Source organism: Yoonia rosea (assembly GCF_900156505.1).
Lineage (GTDB): Bacteria > Pseudomonadota > Alphaproteobacteria > Rhodobacterales > Rhodobacteraceae > Yoonia > Yoonia rosea.
Map to the genome: position 1 here is coordinate 363,473 of NZ_FTPR01000002.1, position 17,126 is coordinate 380,598.

At 54.7% G+C, this 17,126-nt stretch carries 19 protein-coding genes and 1 pseudogene; 11 read left to right on the forward strand and 9 right to left on the reverse strand.

The annotated features are described in order from the left end of the window. Window positions 1-72: 72 nt before the first annotated feature. Entirely contained in the window at window positions 73-546 is a 474-nt protein-coding gene (locus B0B09_RS12990; RefSeq protein ID WP_076660383.1) for a L,D-transpeptidase family protein, read from the forward strand. Here the strand turns inward: B0B09_RS12990 and dalA are convergent. Next, a complete protein-coding gene (dalA, locus tag B0B09_RS12995; protein WP_076660385.1) occupies window positions 543-1,094 on the reverse strand; it encodes a divisome-associated lipoprotein DalA in 552 nt (183 codons plus the stop codon). The two genes, B0B09_RS12990 and dalA, sit on opposite strands and share 4 nt — an antisense overlap. A gap of 168 nt (window positions 1,095-1,262) precedes the next feature. Here dalA and B0B09_RS13000 point away from each other — a divergent pair, with 168 nt between their 5' ends. Further along, complete coding sequence (locus B0B09_RS13000) at window positions 1,263-1,844, forward strand: L,D-transpeptidase (protein WP_076660386.1); 582 nt, start codon at window positions 1,263-1,265, stop codon at window positions 1,842-1,844. Window positions 1,845-1,940: 96 nt separating this feature from the next. Here the strand turns inward: B0B09_RS13000 and B0B09_RS13005 are convergent, their stop codons facing one another. From B0B09_RS13005 to B0B09_RS13020, 4 genes are all read right to left on the reverse strand, one after another. After that, window positions 1,941-3,221 carry a serine/threonine protein kinase gene (locus tag B0B09_RS13005; protein ID WP_076660388.1) on the reverse strand — a complete coding sequence of 427 codons (1,281 nt, stop codon included), beginning with the start codon at window positions 3,219-3,221 and terminating at the stop codon, window positions 1,941-1,943. 226 nt (window positions 3,222-3,447) lie between these two features. Further along, entirely contained in the window at window positions 3,448-3,699 is a 252-nt protein-coding gene (locus tag B0B09_RS13010) for a DUF6522 family protein (RefSeq protein ID WP_076660390.1), read from the reverse strand. A gap of 9 nt (window positions 3,700-3,708) precedes the next feature. Continuing rightward, on the reverse strand, window positions 3,709-4,794 hold the full coding sequence (gene hemH, locus B0B09_RS13015) for a ferrochelatase (protein WP_076660392.1): 1,086 nt from the start codon (window positions 4,792-4,794) through the stop codon (window positions 3,709-3,711). A gap of 52 nt (window positions 4,795-4,846) precedes the next feature. Further along, window positions 4,847-5,680: a methyltransferase domain-containing protein gene (locus tag B0B09_RS13020; protein ID WP_375342223.1), complete on the reverse strand. Its 834-nt coding sequence runs from the start codon at window positions 5,678-5,680 to the stop codon at window positions 4,847-4,849. Window positions 5,681-5,693: 13 nt separating this feature from the next. Here B0B09_RS13020 and B0B09_RS13025 point away from each other — a divergent pair, with 13 nt between their 5' ends. From B0B09_RS13025 to B0B09_RS13040, 4 genes are read left to right on the forward strand one after another with little or no spacing between them, the layout of a single operon-like run. Then, a complete protein-coding gene (locus B0B09_RS13025) occupies window positions 5,694-6,416 on the forward strand; it encodes a ComF family protein (RefSeq protein ID WP_076660393.1) in 723 nt (240 codons plus the stop codon). A gap of 32 nt (window positions 6,417-6,448) precedes the next feature. After that, window positions 6,449-6,706: a glutaredoxin 3 gene (gene grxC / locus B0B09_RS13030; protein WP_076660395.1), complete on the forward strand. Its 258-nt coding sequence runs from the start codon at window positions 6,449-6,451 to the stop codon at window positions 6,704-6,706. Then, on the forward strand, window positions 6,703-7,533 hold the full coding sequence (locus B0B09_RS13035; protein WP_076660396.1) for a carbon-nitrogen hydrolase family protein: 831 nt from the start codon (window positions 6,703-6,705) through the stop codon (window positions 7,531-7,533). Before grxC ends, B0B09_RS13035 begins: the two co-directional genes overlap by 4 nt. Beyond that, window positions 7,533-7,976, forward strand: a complete 444-nt coding sequence (locus B0B09_RS13040) for a MarR family winged helix-turn-helix transcriptional regulator (RefSeq protein ID WP_055295319.1) — start codon at window positions 7,533-7,535, stop codon at window positions 7,974-7,976. The genes B0B09_RS13035 and B0B09_RS13040 overlap by 1 nt, the downstream gene beginning before the upstream one ends. A gap of 15 nt (window positions 7,977-7,991) precedes the next feature. On the opposite strand, the gene B0B09_RS13045 is transcribed toward B0B09_RS13040, so the two are convergent. From B0B09_RS13045 to B0B09_RS13055, 3 genes and pseudogenes are all read right to left on the reverse strand, one after another. After that, window positions 7,992-8,960, reverse strand: a complete 969-nt coding sequence (locus B0B09_RS13045) for an NAD-dependent epimerase/dehydratase family protein (protein WP_311135460.1) — start codon at window positions 8,958-8,960, stop codon at window positions 7,992-7,994. Beyond that, window positions 8,948-9,928 carry a glycosyl transferase family 90 gene (locus tag B0B09_RS18135; RefSeq protein WP_242654436.1) on the reverse strand — a complete coding sequence of 327 codons (981 nt, stop codon included), beginning with the start codon at window positions 9,926-9,928 and terminating at the stop codon, window positions 8,948-8,950. The genes B0B09_RS13045 and B0B09_RS18135 overlap by 13 nt, the downstream gene beginning before the upstream one ends. Window positions 9,929-10,100: 172 nt before the next feature. Then, window positions 10,101-10,330: pseudogene (locus B0B09_RS13055) on the reverse strand (bifunctional 2-polyprenyl-6-hydroxyphenol methylase/3-demethylubiquinol 3-O-methyltransferase UbiG); the annotation flags it as partial. A 97-nt stretch (window positions 10,331-10,427) separates the two neighbouring features. On the opposite strand from B0B09_RS13055, the gene B0B09_RS13060 reads away from it, so the two are divergent. After that, a complete protein-coding gene (locus B0B09_RS13060) occupies window positions 10,428-11,183 on the forward strand; it encodes a DUF8692 domain-containing protein (RefSeq protein WP_076660400.1) in 756 nt (251 codons plus the stop codon). 206 nt (window positions 11,184-11,389) lie between these two features. On the opposite strand, the gene ubiG is transcribed toward B0B09_RS13060, so the two are convergent. Then, window positions 11,390-12,139 carry a bifunctional 2-polyprenyl-6-hydroxyphenol methylase/3-demethylubiquinol 3-O-methyltransferase UbiG gene (ubiG, locus tag B0B09_RS13065; RefSeq protein WP_076660402.1) on the reverse strand — a complete coding sequence of 250 codons (750 nt, stop codon included), beginning with the start codon at window positions 12,137-12,139 and terminating at the stop codon, window positions 11,390-11,392. A 47-nt stretch (window positions 12,140-12,186) separates the two neighbouring features. Here ubiG and pip point away from each other — a divergent pair, with 47 nt between their 5' ends. Genes pip through B0B09_RS13085 form a run of 4 tightly spaced genes read left to right on the forward strand, consistent with a single transcriptional unit; the run spans window position 12,187 to window position 17,077 of the window. Then, on the forward strand, window positions 12,187-13,182 hold the full coding sequence (gene pip, locus B0B09_RS13070) for a prolyl aminopeptidase (RefSeq protein ID WP_055295326.1): 996 nt from the start codon (window positions 12,187-12,189) through the stop codon (window positions 13,180-13,182). 60 nt (window positions 13,183-13,242) lie between these two features. Continuing rightward, window positions 13,243-14,235: an ABC transporter permease gene (locus B0B09_RS13075; protein ID WP_055295328.1), complete on the forward strand. Its 993-nt coding sequence runs from the start codon at window positions 13,243-13,245 to the stop codon at window positions 14,233-14,235. Then, the gene (locus tag B0B09_RS13080; protein ID WP_207552160.1) at window positions 14,232-15,431 is read left to right on the forward strand and encodes an ABC transporter permease; all 1,200 of its coding nucleotides are present in this window, start codon (window positions 14,232-14,234) and stop codon (window positions 15,429-15,431) included. Before B0B09_RS13075 ends, B0B09_RS13080 begins: the two co-directional genes overlap by 4 nt. Continuing rightward, window positions 15,428-17,077, forward strand: a complete 1,650-nt coding sequence (locus B0B09_RS13085) for an ABC transporter ATP-binding protein (protein WP_076660404.1) — start codon at window positions 15,428-15,430, stop codon at window positions 17,075-17,077. Before B0B09_RS13080 ends, B0B09_RS13085 begins: the two co-directional genes overlap by 4 nt. The last annotated feature ends 49 nt before the right edge of the window (window positions 17,078-17,126 follow it).

Consider the following 17,126-nt stretch of genomic DNA (forward strand, 5'->3'; position numbering starts at 1 on the left):
CTTGATCATATATTCTAGGTTAAACGGCGTAGACCGTAGTGATTGGGCAGAGATATGATTTCAAGACGTTCGATGATAGCGGGTTCGGCCGCTTTCGGGTTCGCCGGATGTGCAAGCCAACCAACGGTTTACTCCGGACCCGAGGTAACGCGCATTCAGGTGCTGAAAGAACGGCGCGAGATGCAGTTGCTGAACAACCGCACCCTTTTGAAATCTTACAAAATTGATCTGGGTTTTGACCCGATTGGTCACAAGACCCAAGAAGGTGACGGCCGAACACCCGAAGGTGGCTACCGGATTGACCGGCGCAACCCCAACAGCCGCTTCCACCTTTCTTTGGGGATCTCTTATCCTGATGCCAACGACCTTGCCTATGCGAAGGCCAATGGTGTGGATCCGGGGGGTGATATCTTTATCCATGGCACGCCCCAAAAATGGGTCGGCACACCGGATTGGACGTGGGGTTGCATTGCGGTGACCAACGAAGAGATGGAAGAGGTCTATGCCATGGTCGATACAGGCACGCTGATCTACATCTACGCTTAAAAGCTGAAGCCGGCGATTGGCTGTCTGACGCTTGGGTCGCTTCCCATGTTCAAGGTCCACCAAAGCTTGGCTGATTCCTCTTGGAACCACGCAAAGCCCATAAAACGTGCGTCAGGATCAAGGATTACGGCGCGTGTATCGGGTTGCGCCATCCACGCACCAAGTGTCTGCAGTTCGGATTCAAACGACTCCGAGATATTCTCGCCCAAAAGCCGCCCCGGGAAACCCACGCGGCGCGCCCGTTCCAGCGGGCTCGAACCATCAGATCCAAAAAGCCAGGGCCGGTTTTGTACGGCCATATCGCGTGAGTGCGTGGCGGCGGCGGCATTCAGCCGTGCATCGAGTTCGACTAGCGGGACGCCTGCGGTGCGCCGCAACGCGTTGACACTGTCCAGCATCCGGAATTGGATTGCGGCTTCGTCGCCAGGACGGATAACATATGCTGTCGGCAATGGGAGACCATCCGGCCCAAGCGCTCTGTTGCTCGGAGCACTACAGGCCGCAAGTCCGACTGCTACCAGTCCCATCACCATTTCGCGTCGCAACATTAGACCGCTCGTCCTTTTTGGGTTTCTCAACCTTTAGCTTGATTGGCGTGACACTTCAAACCCACATCCACACAGATCGGCGGGAATGACATTTGTTTGAATTGCGATGCTATGCCAGACGCATTATCTAGCGGTGATAAGAAAAGTGATCCTTTGAGGAGGGCCAAAATGACAAATTCATTCTCGCGTCGCGGATTTCTGGCCGCTTCGGCAGCGATGGTCGGCACAGGGGCAGTTGCGCAGACGGCCAATAGTACTGAAATCGAGGCTGATATCTCGCAGGGTGTTCAACGGAATATTGCAAGTTTCCGGTCTTTGGATTGGCAACCGTATTTCAGCAATCTGAACAACGGCGCGATTCTTGTCGATCTGCAGTCGCGGGCTTTGCATTTCTGGTCCGAAGATGAGGCGATTTATAAGCTTTATCCGACAAGTGTTCCGCTGTCCGATGAGCTAACACGGACGGGCCGGACCGAGATTACACGCAAAGTGGAAGGTCCAAGCTGGGCGCCAACGCCATCCATGAAGCTGCGTAACCCTGAGTGGCCTGATTTCATTGGTCCGGGTCCTGCTAACCCCCTTGGTACGCATGCCTTGCACCTGTCTTGGCAGTACTACCGCATTCACGGCACCCACGACACACGCAAGATTGGCCGCCGGTCATCGAACGGGTGCGTTGGTCTTTATAACGAACAGATTGCGGAACTGTATGCGCTAAGTCGTGTTGGTACGCAGGTTTTGCTCATTTGACGCCGACGATAGCGTTTATCCAAATAGAAAAAGGGCGCCTCACCAGATGCGCCCTTTTTTGATCGGTAGGTCCTATGTGTTCGGCGGACAAGATTATTAAAAACCCAGACGCCACCACTTTTTCTTGCGTGCTTCGGCAGCCAATCGTGCCGCTTTGCGGGCTTCAAGTTCTGCTACTGTTTTTTCCACCGCGCGCTGCTCTTCGACCGTATCGACGAGATTGCTAATCCCCGCCTGAGGTGCTTTTCCTGTTTCTTGGTTGAATTCCTGAACCCAGCCCGGTGCCTTTACCGGTTTCTCTACTGCTGGCTTGAGCTCGAGCGGTTGTGACTTGGGTATGCGTGGCTCCGAATTCAGGACGTATTCATTTGTCTCGGACACCAACCGTGTCAGAGTCTTGTTGAGGTCAAAGCGGGGATTCACCTTTAGCGGTTTTACTCGCTGGCCTTCTTTGTTGATAATGTTCAGCCATTCCCGTGCTGACTGGATCCGTGCCTTCGGCAAGATCTGCATGGCCTTGTCGATTGCTTCGAGAAAAGCGCGATCATATTCAGGGAAGCGCCCGGCAAGCGGTTCACATGGATCAGGGTTTTTGCCAGCAAATTCGGCCATGCGGGTTTGGCTGTTTGGCGGGGCAACACCGCTGATCAGGTGATAGAATGTAGCGCCCAGCGCATAAAGGTCACTGCTGGGGCCTTGCTTACCGCCTGCAAAGTAGAATTCCTGCGGGGAATAGCCATCTTTCACGATCAATACGGATGACACAGCACGTGTTTCACGGCTGGCTTCCTCGCGCGCAGCCCCAAAATCAATCAGGAACGGGCTTCCCCATTTGTCCAACAGGATGTTGTCAGGTGAAATATCACGGTGCAGCAGGTCATTCTGGTGCACCAGATCAACCGCATCCAGAACCTTGATCAGGATTTCCTTGATCTGCGCCGGTGGCAAAGGCTTGTTCTTGTCATTCACAATGCTCAGCAAATCGCGGCCATGAATCAGATCAAGAACCATATATGCGGTCTGGTTGTCCTCAAAGATGCGGTGGACGCCCACGATATTGGGGTGACGCATCTTTGCGATGCTGCGCGCTTCGCGCATGAACATCTTGACGATGGTACGGTACTTTGCCTTGTGCTGGTCAGATCGTACAACGACCTTCTTGCCTTCGCGCATACAAAAAACTTCGGGGTAGCATTCTTTGATAACGACGCGGCGATCAAGATAGTTGTCTCTCGCCAAATAGGTTATACCGAACCCACCATTGCTCAGCGCTCTTTCGATCGTAAACTGATCGCCCAACAGGGGAGTGCCGTCAGGAAGAGCTTCGCTTCTTTCCTGTGGTGCGTCACCTTGGATTGGCTGGTGTGCTGCAGTCATAATTCTCACTCGTCGTGCTATACAGGTGGCACGCTCCAAACAAACACTTTTACGACTATTTTATGTCACGGAATTATGTTTCCTTTGCGGCGGCAGCCCATAGAAATATGGCACAACTTGCGCAAAATGCAGTCTTTTGAACCAATAAGGGGATGATTCTTCATCTAGGGTCGCTCGAGGTTGCAGATAATTGCGATAGCAGACGATGTTTTGGCAGCTGCTGAAATCAGGATGTGGCGTTGATTCTTGTTGTCTTCAGTACGGTCCCGTCCGCGTCGCAAATCAGCCGAACGCGCTGGCTTTTATACCAAAATGTCAGGCGGACGCGCCCGGCATCCTCGTCGATGCCTTGTTCGGAACGGCTTGTGATCTCTCCTGCCCGCATTTTTGCAGGTACTTCAGAAGGATCCAGACCAAGGAGTGGCCCAAGATCATGGGCATCAACCGTCGCACCGCCATGAGATAGGTCGATTTTCATCCTTGGCGTTTAGCCCAACCAGCCCTTGAGATTTTTCTCAATCACGCCCGAGAGTGCATCAATATGCGCGGGATCATCATTGAGGCATGGAATATAGGTAAAGTGCTCGCCGCCCGCTTCTTCAAAGCTTTCTTTGATCTCTTCGTTGATCTCTTCCAGAGTCTCGATGCAGTCAGCTGAGAAAGCAGGGGCACAAACGGCGATGTTTTTTACGCCGTCCTCTTCTGCAAGGCGCGCAACCTCTTCAACCGTATAGGGTTTCAACCATTCTTCGGGACCGAAACGCGATTGGAATGTCGTGACGATCTGCGTGTCATCCCAGCCCAGACGTTCCTTTAGCAAGCGCGTTGTTTTCTGGCATTGGCAGTGATAAGGGTCGCCCTCGCGCAGGTAACGTTCCGGAACGCCGTGGTACGAACACACCAGTTTTTCGGGCTTTGTTTCTGCTTCCGCATAGGCGCGTTCGATGGATTGCGCCAAAGCCTCGATATAGGCTGGTTCGTTGAAGTAAGGCTCAACGACACGCGCCACAGGCTGCCATTTTTCGTCCATCAGGGCGCGGAAGAATTGGTCGTTTGCCGTCGCTGACGTCGCACCGGCGTAATGTGGATAAAGCGGGAAAAACAGGATCTTGGTACATCCTGCATCGACCATTTCACGCACCTTCGATTTGGTCGAAGGATTGCCGTAACGCATGCAGAAATCAACGCGGACGTCATCGCCATAGCGTTCAACCATCTGCGCCTTGATCGCAGCGGTTTGTTTCTTGGTAATGGTCAGAAGCGGACTTTCGTTGTCTTCTTCGTTCCAGATTGATTTATACGCCGCGCCTGACGAAAACGGGCGCTTGGTCAGGATGACCAACTGCAAGAGCGGTTGCCAGATCCACGCGGAATAATCCACGACGCGTTTGTCGGACAGAAATTCATTCAGGTACCGCCGCATGGACCAATAATCGGTCGCGTCAGGTGTCCCGAGATTTGCCAGCAAGATGCCAACACGGGCCGGTTTCACCGCCGGATGATCGGGTTGCGCATGTACGGGGCATACGGCGGGGCGCTCTTCGGCCTGGTTCTGTGCATCAAACATTTTCATGGGCCCTTAGGTAACGTTATTTCGCTGGTAGTTAAATGGGATACGCGCCGCGTCAATCATTGGACCTGTTTAAAGGCGTTTCTTTTGTGTTTAGCGCATCCGCAAGGCGCGTTTTCGCGCTACCGGGGCGCAATGGTTGCGGTTGGCTCTCGGCCGGTGCCCATCCTGTGAGCGTGATGAGCTCAAAAGTGGCATCGACGCGATTCTCGGCATTGCGGAAATTATCGGCGTAAATACAGGCGGCCTCGGTCAGGACATTGCGCCGTGTCGGGTGTTTGATCCTGCCCGTCAGCGCATTGTTTTCGCCCATCTTGCGCAGATCATGCATCAGGTGGAAGGCGTTCACATAGCTTGCGGTCAGCGGTGTGCCGTCGGCGACAGGCAAGGCAAAGCCGGCCCGTTGCAACAGCCCGCCCAAATCACGAATTTCGCCCATCGGTGCAACTCTCGGCGAGAGGCCCCCAGTGATAGCCACCTCGGCCTCGGCCAATGACATGCGCAACTCATGCAGGGTTTGCCCGCCGAGGAATGTGCAGAGCAACAATCCATCAGGCTTCAACGCATGGCGCGCCTGCACCAGCTGGCCGACCGGATCATTCGCCCAATGCAGGCACATGGTGTGCAGGATCAGATCATACGCCTGTGGTTTCAGATCAAGCGTGTCTTCATCCGGTACAATCGTCGCATCAGGGTAACGCGCGCGCCAAAAATCGGGGAAACCGGTGACAATCGCGACGGACGTAAAGGTTCTATTAACCTCGATCAGTCTCTCTTGAATTTCATCGGCGGCGTGCTCTTGCAGGAACAACGCATCGGGCAAAGCGCGGGCGCGGTTGCGCATCAAGGCGGCGCGGTCGGTGATCTGGGGCATAGTCATGCCGGTCATTTAGGGTGCATTCATGCGGTTGCAAAGCGTCATTCGGGCAATTTATCCCGCGCAATGTGTCGCGTGCGATGCGCCGACCGAGGATGACTTTGGTCTTTGCGCCGCATGTTGGCGCGAAACACAGTTCATTGGCGGGCTGGTTTGCGACAGTTGCGGTGTGCCGCTGCCAGGCGAGGATCACGGAGAAACGGTACAGTGTGATGATTGCATGACCATTGCGCGCCCTTGGGATCGCGGGCGTACAGTGCTGGCCTATAGCGGCGTTGGACGGCGCCTTGTCTTGGCGCTCAAACATGGTGACCGAACCGAGCTTGCACGCCCTGCCGCGCGGTGGATGGCGCAAAAAATTCCTGATTGGGCCGGAATAGACACTGTTTTTGTGCCCGTGCCGCTTCATTGGCTCCGGCTGCTGCGCAGGCGCTACAACCAATCCGCGCTGCTTGCGCAAGAGATCGCCAAAGTGATGAATACGCCGGTTTGTGTTGATGCGCTTTTGCGGCCCAAACGCACTGCAACCTTGCAAGGCCATAGCCGTGACGCGCGTTTTTTCGAACTTGCAGGGGCTATCTTGCCCAATCCCAAACGCTTAGCGCAGATCGCGGATAAACATGTGATTTTGGTGGATGATGTCATGACGTCGGGGGCCACGCTGGCGGCCAGTGCCGAGGCTGCGATGGCCGGTGGTGCCAGAAATGTGTCGATTGTTACTCTGGCAAGAGTGGTCAAAGACGCTTAGATCAGTGCCAACACGATGCAAGGATCATTCTTATGGCAACTGTCGAGATTTATACCAAACCAACCTGCGGGTTTTGTCATATGGCCAAACGCCTGCTGTCTTCCAAAGGCATCAGCTTTGCCGAGGTGAATATATCTGCGCAGCCCGAGCGCCGTGCAGAAATGATCCAGCGCGCGAATGGCGGCAGCACTGTGCCGCAGATTTTCATCGACGGCACCCATGTGGGCGGTTGTGATGATCTTTTCGCACTTGAGCGCGGCGGCAAACTGGACGCGCTGCTCGCTGCATGAAGGCGGCCCTCCTACAACTCAATGTCAGCGATGATCCCGTCACCAATCTGGCGCGGACCGCTGACATGGTCGCTCAAGCGGCCGGGCAGGGTGCAGGTTTTGTCCTGACGCCGGAAGTCACCAACTGCGTCTCGCAGGATCGCGCGCATCAAAAGCGCGTGTTGCAGCACGAGACCGAGGATATCACCCTTGCCGGACTGCGCGAGGCGGCGATCCGCCATGGTGTCTGGCTCTCGGTTGGTTCTTTGGCACTGAAAACCGACGACCCTGACGGGCGTTTTGCAAACCGTTCTTTCCTGATTGATCCTGCGGGGCGAATCGTTGCGCGTTATGACAAGATCCATATGTTCGATGTGACTGTGTCAGAGACAGAAACCTACCGCGAATCCGCCGGGTATCGGCCTGGCACACAGGCGGTTGTCGCAGATACGCCTTTCGCAAAGATCGGGCTGAGTATCTGCTACGATATCCGTTTCGCCTATCTTTACCGTGCGCTTGCCCAGGCAGGTGCGCAGGTTCTGCTGGTGCCGTCCGCATTTTCTCCCGTAACGGGGGCCGCACATTGGGAACCCTTGCTGCGCGCCCGCGCCATTGAGACGGGGTGCTATGTCCTGGCCGCCGCTCAGACCGGCCAGCATGCGGCCCAAGCAGGCAGGCCGCGCCAAACATATGGGCACACGATGGCAATTTCGCCTTGGGGCGAGGTGTTGGCGGATTTAGGGACGGAACCGGGGCTGGCTTTGGTTGATCTTGACCCTGCGGAAGTGGCACAAAGCCGCAAACGGATTGCGGCACTTAGCCATGATCGCCCCTTTGAAGGCCCCTGATGTCAGATACCGCACATAATCTTGCCGTGTCCCTGTTCAGCGAAATTCTCGCTGTGGATCAGTTGGCGCGGGCAAATGTGGCGCGGGTCTTGCCCAAAGGGATGGAGCTTTCACATTTTTCGGTTCTGAACCATCTGGCGAATGCAGGTGTTGAACGGACGCCTGCGCAACTGGCCAAGACGTTCCACCTGACCCGCGGGGCGATGACGAATACCCTTCAAAAACTTGAATGGGCGGGGTGGGTGCATGTCCGTCCTGATTGGGATGATGCACGGCGCAAGATGGTGGCGATCAGCCCTTCGGGTCAGGCTGCCCGTGACGCGGCACTGGCCGCTATCGCGCCTGTAATTGCCGATGTCGTGACCAAAGTGGGTGAAGACAAAGCCAAAGCCGTTCTGCCCGTTCTGCGGGAAATGCGATTGAAGCTGGGCCAAGTCGAATAGCGTGGCGCCACGCGTCTAGAGGATGTCCCTCAGAACCGGCTCTTCCAGATCAAGAAGTGACAAGAGACCTGCCCTTAATGAGACTTTCGGTGCCCACCCCAAGACGCTTTCAGCCTTTTTGATATCAGGCCGGCGGCGCTGAGGGTCGTCGATTGGCCGACCCTCAAAGACGATATCATTCCCATCCCCAAACAGGGTCACAATCTCTTGTGCGATCTCAAAAATCGTATTCTCAACAGGGTTCCCAATGTTGAAAATCTCGCCCCGCGCAGCAGCAACTTCGCCGAGACGCAGCAACCCGTCAATGGTATCACTGACATGACAAAAGCTGCGGGTCTGTGTGCCGTCGCCGTGGATTGTCAGCGCCTTTCCGGATTTCGCCTGCGCTACGAAATTAGGGATCGCGCGCCCGTCCGACACCGTCATACCAGGCCCGTAAGTGTTAAAGATGCGGGCAATGCGAATATCGGCGCCCAAAGTGCGGACAGCGTCCATCAAAAGTGTCTCTGCGGCCCGCTTGCTTTCGTCATAGCAGGCGCGCGGTCCAACCGGGTTCACATGGCCCCAGTCAGTTTCCTTTTGCGGATGTGAAAGTGGGTCGCCGTAGACTTCGCTTGTCGAGGCCTGCACAAGTGTCGCATTGCAGGCCTGCGCATGGTCAAAGAGCTGCAGCGTCCCGAGGATATTGGTTTTCCAAGTTCGTATCGGATCACTTTGATAGTGCACGGGCGATGCGGGACTGGCCAGATTGTAGATGATATCGACCTGTGGAAGTGTCGTGGGCTGCGAAATATCGCCGGTCAGCACCGTTAAATTGGTTTGGTCCAGTGTTTTGAGTGGCCCTTCCTGCCCAGTGGAAAAGTCATCCAAGACATAAACCTTGCTGCCTGCCTCCAAAATTGCCCGCACCAGATGGCGCCCGATAAATCCTGCGCCCCCGGCAACAAGGACGGTTTTATTGCGCCAGAAAGTCACGCGCGGCACTCGCGTTCTTCGATGGCACGCACCGCATAAACTGTTTCACTTTCAAAGGTCAGATCTTTGGCTAGGATTTGGCCCTGTCTTGCGATGTCGCGCGCCTCGGCTGGATGCGATTTGACCCAGTCGATCCTTTCACGCAGGTCCGAAAGGTCGGCGCTGATCGGCACGAAATGCACCCACGGGATCAGCCGGTCATAGTACCATTGCTTATACCCAAATGGGCTTGCGACCTTGAGCACACAGCAACCCAGTTTCAACCGCTGCAAAAGGTTGCACCACGCGTTCGTAAAGCCGTCAATATCAATCGCGTACTTCATGGCGCCCCAGTTGTGGGTGGGTATGAAATCGCCAAGAAACCCTGCATTCTTGAGGACCGCATAGTCATGCGCCTCGGGCATGACCACAAAGCGAAAATCCACGTCGAGAGCCTTGCACTTATGGGCCATATGCAAGCGTTGCATGATCCCCGGCAAAATAACCGTTTCAGGGTCGACACTCCAATGGCCTGTGCCATTGACGGCCCCCCGCCAGACAATGTCGTCTGACCGATCGTCCCATGACAGGCTGTTGTTTGCTGCAAATATATCGGTTTCAGCATAGCCGCGCTGCGCGAAGAAATGTGCGTCGGGCAGCAGGACATGCTGATCTGACACGCTTGAAAATCTGTAGTCCGCGATACTGGCAAGATTGCCATCAGCTGCGTTCACGGTGATCTGGCGCACATCATCAGACGTCTGTTGGAACCAAAAGATATAAGGCGCAATCTTGTTTCGCGTCTCAAAGACATATTCCCATTCGCAATCGGTGCGGACAAGCGCGACAATGCTGCCTTGTTCCTTGCGCAGGATCACATCTGTTGCAGGCTGCTGTTCCTGAGACTGGACAATCTTGTAGGCAAGGGGTTCGACACCTGCCTGTCGCACGACCTTGTTGTTCATGTGTGTAATGGCGCGCGCACGCTTGTCACTCACACTGGGTTTACCGAAAAACAGGTTTCTGAACAGTTTTGTGTAAAAGCGCACGACGCGGCGGGTGATCTTTTTGGGTCCTATCAAGTCTCTTCACTCATGCGTTTGCGTCGCAGAGTTGACTGGCCTTGAAAGCAGATCAACTCTACGCGGAACTTAAGGTTCTTTACGCTGGCTACGCAACCGGCTTTGTTGCGGCCGTCACATAGTTGACTGACAGGTCACGGTCCGAGATGGACCATGTGAATTTTGCAAAATTACCACGAAACCTTTGCGATCAACGGGCGTCATGCCGGCCTTCTCCAGAAAATCGAACAGGTCATCCGGCGTGATGAATTTGTTCCATTCATGCGTGCCCTTTGGCAGCCAGCGCATCACGTATTTCGCACCGACAATCGCCATCGAGATTTCTCATTCGGCGCTCTCGACTTGAGAAAGTTTTCAGGTCATCAACGAAACGAAGTTCAGGTAGACACTGTTATCAATTCTTGGAGGACAAAGGATGGAGCGCGCGAACTTACCGTTCGGTGTTTTTTTGCGGTTGCCGCATCCACTTAAGTTTCGGGCTGTCGCATTCGCGATATTTGGATGCTTGCTTTTTCTTCATATGGCGGCAGAGGCAGTTCTATATTTCACTCCAGAATACTTGCTGGGGCCATCGAGAAGCAAAATAGCAGGCATATATTTTAGCGTTGTCAATTTTGATACCGAGAAGAATTTGCCTACGTTTTTTAATTTTTCGCTTCTTGTTTTGTCGGCGGTTCTTCTGTTTTTAATAACAGCGATCGTCTATCAGCGAAATGATCCGCTCAAAATACACTGGCTTATCCTTGCCATAACTTTTCTGCTTATGTCGTTTGATGAAGCGGCACAAATGCATGAAAAGTTGGGTAGTGCTGTTGAATCGGCACTTCCGACAGTCGGGTTCTTTTATTACTCATGGGTCATACCAGTCGGTATCTTCGCTTTTCTGTTTGGTTTAAGCTATATTTCCTTTCTGAGGCGCCTTCCTCTAGCAATTAGTAAAACAATTGTACTTGGCGGAGGTCTGTATATTCTTGGCGCACTTGGTATGGAGATTTTGGCTGGTAGCCTAGTGAGTGCGGATCGGTCCGCAGAGCTAAGTCTTGGTTGGCGTGTTGTAATGACGCTAGAGGAAACCTTTGAGATGAGTGGCATCATTTTTTTCATAAGTGCACTCATCGCCTATCTGCGTATCGAAGCCGCTTTGCCAGAGAAACCACTGGTGGGTCACTAAAAGCACTCGGTCTGGCGAAGCGTCGTCACGTTGGCGTTCATTGCCGACCAAGGCTGACTATTGGGTCGTGCTCCAAGCGCATTTGGAAAACTTCAAACTTTTGTCTTTCTCAAATAGTCATGGCTGCCCGAAATGCCTGGAAAATTGCAGCGTTATGTCAACTCGACCCAGCTGCTAGATTGCTTTGTGAGCATGGTCACTAGCCTCTACACCGGCTTTGTTGCGGCCGTCACATAGTTGACTGACAGGTCACGGTCCGAGATGGACCATGTGAATTTTGCAAAATTAAACACGAAACCTTTGCGGTCGACCGGTGTCATGCCGGCCTTTTCCAGGAAGCCGAACAGTTCATCCGGCGTGATGAATTTGTTCCACTCATGCGTGCCCTTTGGCAGCCAGCGCATCACGTATTCGGCCCCGACAATCGCCATCATAAAGGATTTCGGGTTGCGGTTGATGGTCGAACAAATGTGAATGCCGCCCGGTTTCATCAGTTGCTGGCACGCATCCAGATAGCCCTGTGGATCGGCCACATGTTCGACCACTTCCATATTCAGAACGGCATCGAATTGTTCGCCTGCTGCGGCCATCGCCTCGGCTGTGGTGTGGCGATAGTCAATCTCAAGGCCGGATTGCTCGGCATGGATCTGCGCCACGGGAATATTCCGTTCTGCCGCATCGGCCCCCACCACAGTTGCACCCAATCGCGCCATCGGTTCGCACAAAAGGCCCCCACCGCAGCCGATATCAAGGATCCGCAGGCCTTTGAACGGTTCGGGCTGGCTCAGGTCGCGCCCGAATTCGGCGGCAATTTGACGCGTGATATAGTCAAGCCGTACAGGGTTCATCATGTGCAGAGGCTTGAATTTGCCGCTCAGATCCCACCATTCGGCGGCCATCGCCTCAAATTTGGCAATTTCACCGGGGTCTACTGTGTTCGTTGCCGACATTTTCATCGCTCCGCGTTGTGGTCACTTAGTTCAACACGCGATATAGGATGATTATGGATAAAGTCGTAGGACAAAAGCGCCCAGGGGCACATCTTTACCAGCCGATTGATCCCTTTGATCAGCGGATGCTGGATGTCGGCGATGGTCACCGCATTTATATGGAACAATGCGGCAATCCTGACGGTGTTCCTGTTGTGGTGCTGCATGGCGGCCCCGGCGGCGGATGCAGCCCAGCGATGCGCCGTTATTTTGATCCCAATGTTTTCCGGATCATCCTGTTTGATCAGCGCGGCTGTGGCCGCTCAAAGCCCCATGCCAGTGTGGATGCCAATACAACATGGCATCTGGTCGCTGATATCGAGTTAATCCGTGAAACACTGGGCATTGACCGTTGGATTGTCTTTGGCGGGTCATGGGGTGCGACGCTGGCGTTGATCTATGCGCAGGCCCACCCCGACCGCGCCGCTGCCCTTGCCTTGCGCGGTGTGTTCCTGATGACCAAGCCTGAGTTGGATTGGTTCTATGGTGGCGGTGCCGGAAAATTCTGGCCTGATCTGTGGGACCGTTTTGCATCTTTAATCCCCGCGGACGAGCATGATGACTTTATCGCCGCTTATCACCGCAGGCTGTTTTCGGGTGATCATCACCTCGAGGTCCGTTTCGCCCGTGCCTGGGCGTCATGGGAAAACGCCCTCGCCTCGATCGAAAGTGATGGCGTGACAGGGGAAAGCCCTGCGGATTATGCACGCGCCTTTTCGCGGCTTGAGAACCATTATTTTTATCATGGCGGCTTTCTGAATGCGGATCAGCAAATTCTGCATCCTGACCAGATGGCCAAGATTGCCGATGTGCCCGGTGTCATTGTTCAGGGGCGCTATGACATGATTTGTCCGCCTGTTTCTGCGCATAAGCTGTCGCAGATGTGGCCCAAGTCGCGCCTGACTTTTATCGGGCGCGCCGGGCATGCGTTGTCTGAACCCGGGATCAGCGCGGAACTGGTGCGTACGATGGACATGATGGGTGCGCAGCGCCGTGCGCTGGGGCTTTAGGGTTTACAGCCGGGAATATGCCGTTAAGCTTTAGGTCCAGCTACCGGGGAATTCGTAAACTTGGGCAACGTCCTAACGATTATTTTGCAACGTCTCGCGCTCGGCCTTCTCACATTGCTCATTGTGTCGATCGTGATCTTCGTTGCGGTCAATTTGCTGCCCGGGGACTTTGCTGAATCCATTTTGGGCCAAGGCGCGACGCCCGAGGCAGTCGCCGCGATCCGTACCGATCTTGGGCTCGATGAGCCCCTCGTGTCACGCTACTTTCAATGGCTGGGCGGTGTGATGCAGGGCGATCTGGGCACCAGTTTCGCACAGGCAAATTTTTCAAGCTTTACGGGGACAGACTCGGGCGCAACCACTGTCGCGGCGCAGATTGCACCGCGTTTTGGCAATACGATGTTCCTTGCAATGATCACGGCCGCCATTGCGGTGCCGTTCTCGATCATACTGGGTATTCTGGCAGCACTTTACCGCAATACCGTATTTGACCGCGCAACGAACATTTTTACGCTGACCTCGATTTCAAGCCCCGAGTTCTTTCTGGCCTACGTGCTGATCCTGTTTCTGGCCGTTCTGAACCCGATCTTTCCGTCATTGTCGAATATTTTCGCGGGCATGCCTTTTGGTGAACGGGTCGAAAAATCCATGTTGCCTGCTTTGACGCTCACGCTCGTTGTGACTGCCCATATGATGCGGATGACGCGGGCCGCGATCATCAATCTGCTGGCCTCGCCCTATATCGAAATGGCGCGGCTAAAAGGCCTTTCGCCGATGCGCGTGATCGTCAAGCACGCACTGCCTAATGCGCTGGCCCCGATCATCAACGTCATCGCGCTGAACCTTGCGTATCTGATTACTGGCGTCGTCGTGGTCGAGGTGGTCTTTGTTTATCCCGGCATTGGCCAGCTTTTTGTGGATGCTGTGAAGAACCGTGACATTCCGGTGGTGCAGGCCTGCTGTCTGATCTTTGCGACGGCCTTTATTCTGTTGAACCTGACAGCCGACATTCTGTCGATCCTGTCTAATCCACGTCTGAGGCATCCGAAATGATTTTATGGATCATCATCGCGTTGGTTGGCATGGCTGCCTTGGCTTGGGGGTTTCGCTTTGCGGGACAGGCCGTAACAGGAAACGCACCGAAGTTTCGGGATATGCCTTACGGCGTTGCCTACGGCTATGTACTGGGCGTGGCTGTCCTGCTTTGGCTGGTCTGGGCGTACGTGCAAGGGCGCAGTGCAGATCCTTTGATCGCAAATAAGTTCTTCTTCCTGCGCATTGCGATCGAGGGCTTTATCATCTTTGCGATCGCCGCATGGCTGTTCCGCATACTGGGGCGGTCAGTGGGGACGGCGGCAACCAAAAAGCTGTTCCGTTCCATGCCTCTGACCGCAGCGTTCGGCATTCTGACCATTCTGATTTACGCAATCCTTGCGATTTTTGCAGGCGCAATTGCGCCTTACGGTCAGGAACAGATTATCCAAGGCGTTGCTGCGAATATTATCCCCGGTGGCGATCCTGCACTGGGCGGTAACCCTGATTTCCCGCTTGGGACCGACCAGATTGGCCGCGATATCCTGAGCCGTTTGATCTATGGCGCGCAGAACACCGTCGGCATTGCTTTTGCCACCACGGTTCTGGCGTTTCTCCTTGGGGGGACCTTTGGTTTTCTGGCGGCTACGCTTGGCGGGTGGCTGGATCAGCTTTTGTCGCGCGCGGTTGATGTGTTGATGGCGATCCCGTCGCTGATTTTCGCGCTTTTGCTGATGACCATCGCGCAAGTGTGGGCCCCGCAGCTGGGCATTCCTTTGACGTTCTTTATGGTCATCATCATTGCGGTGATCGACAGCACGCGGGTTTACCGTCTGGCGCGCGCAGTCGGACAGAATATTGTTGTGATGGACTATATCGAGGCCGCCAAACTCCGTGGCGAGGGGTTGGGATATCTTGTTTTCAAGGAAATCCTGCCTAATGCGATGGCCCCGCTTCTTGCCGAATTCGGCCTGCGCTTTTGTTTTGTCTTCCTGACGATCGCATCTTTGTCCTTCCTTGGCGTGGGCATCCAGCCTCCATTGGCCGACTGGGGGACAATGGTGCGTGACTTGGCGGGGTTTGTGAATTTTGCGCAATTCGCGCCGATGGCGGCCACGGCCCCCTTGCTGGCGGCTGGCGCGATTGCGCTGCTGACGGTTGCCGTGAATTTCGTCGTGGACTGGATGCTACAGAAATCATCGGGGCTAAAGGAATGAGCGAAGAACCACTCGTCAAAATGCGCGATGTCTGGCTAGAGGGCCGGAGCGACGAGACGTGGAACCCTATTATCAACGGTGTCGATCTGACGCTGGCGCGTGGCGAGGTGCTGGGGCTGATCGGTGAATCCGGTGCCGGTAAATCGACCCTTGGTCTGGCGGCGATGGGCTATACCCGCGACGGTGTGCGCATCTCTAAAGGGTCCGTTGAATTTGACGGGATTGACCTGCTGAAAGCCTCGGCCTCCGTCAAACGTGAATTGCTGGGCAAGCGTATTGCTTATGTCGCGCAGTCCGCCGCAGCGAGCTTCAATCCTGCCCACAAACTGATGGATCAGCATGTCGAAGGCCCCGTGCAGCATGGCGTGATGAGCCGCGCTGAAAGTGCAACAGACGGGATCGAGCTTTATCGTAAATTGCGCCTGCCGGACCCCGAACAGATCGGGTTTCGTTATCCGCACCAGGTCTCGGGCGGTCAGTTGCAGCGCTGCATGACGGCGATGGCCATGTCCTGCCGCCCTGATCTGATTATCTTTGACGAACCGACAACGGCGCTGGATGTGACGACACAGATCGAAGTGCTGGCCTCGATCCGTGATATTGTGGAACAGTTCAACACCGCCGCGATCTATATCACACATGACCTTGCTGTTGTGGCGCAAATGGCCGACCGGATCAAAGTGCTGCTGAAAGGTGATGAGGTCGAAACCGCCGACACCCGCACCATGCTTTCTGCACCGACGCAGGACTACACAAAATCGCTCTGGGCGGTGCGCAGTTTTGAACGCCCGCAGAAACCGGCAATCCAGACGGGCTCTGTCCCAGTCGTGAGCGTCCAGAATGTTGATGCATCTTATGGCACGGTTCCGGTGCTGCATGACGTCAGTTTTGATCTGCATGAAGGCCGCACCGTCGCAGTTGTTGGTGAAAGCGGATCGGGAAAATCGACGACGGCGCGCTGCATCACAGGCCTTTTGCCGCCCAAAGCAGGGCAGGTCTTGCTGCACGGCGAAGTATTGCCTGCGGACTATCGCAAGCGAAGCAAGGACCAGCTGCAGCAGGTGCAGATGATTTACCAGATGGCGGACACGGCACTGAACCCGCGCATGTCCATCGGCCAGATTATTGCGCGCCCGGTCGAGTTTTATCTCGGCTTGAAGGGCAAGGAAAAACGCAAAAAGGTAGATCGGCTTCTTGAACAGATCGAGCTTGAGCCCTCACAGTATTATCACCGCCTTCCGTCCGAACTCTCTGGCGGGCAAAAGCAGCGGATCGGGATCGCCCGCGCGCTTGCGGCAGAACCCAAATTCATCATCTGCGATGAGGTAACCTCCGCGTTGGACCAACTGGTTGCTGAGGGTATTCTGCGACTATTGGCACGGTTGCAGGATGAACTTTCGCTGACGTACATGTTTATTACACATGATCTCGCGACAGTGCGGGCGATTTCCGATGAAGTGGTCGTCATGAAGGACGGACGTGTGGTAGAACAGGGACCAAAGAAGGAAATGTTCAAGCCGCCACATCACGCCTACACCGATCTGTTATTGTCCTCGGTTCCTGAAATGGACCCGGACTGGCTCACTAATCTGCTAGCTGAACGTGGGGTTGATAACATCGGCGATGCAGCTGTTGATAAGATGTAATTCGAATCATTCACGAGAGTGATGGAACAAACCGGCGAAAGATGCCGAA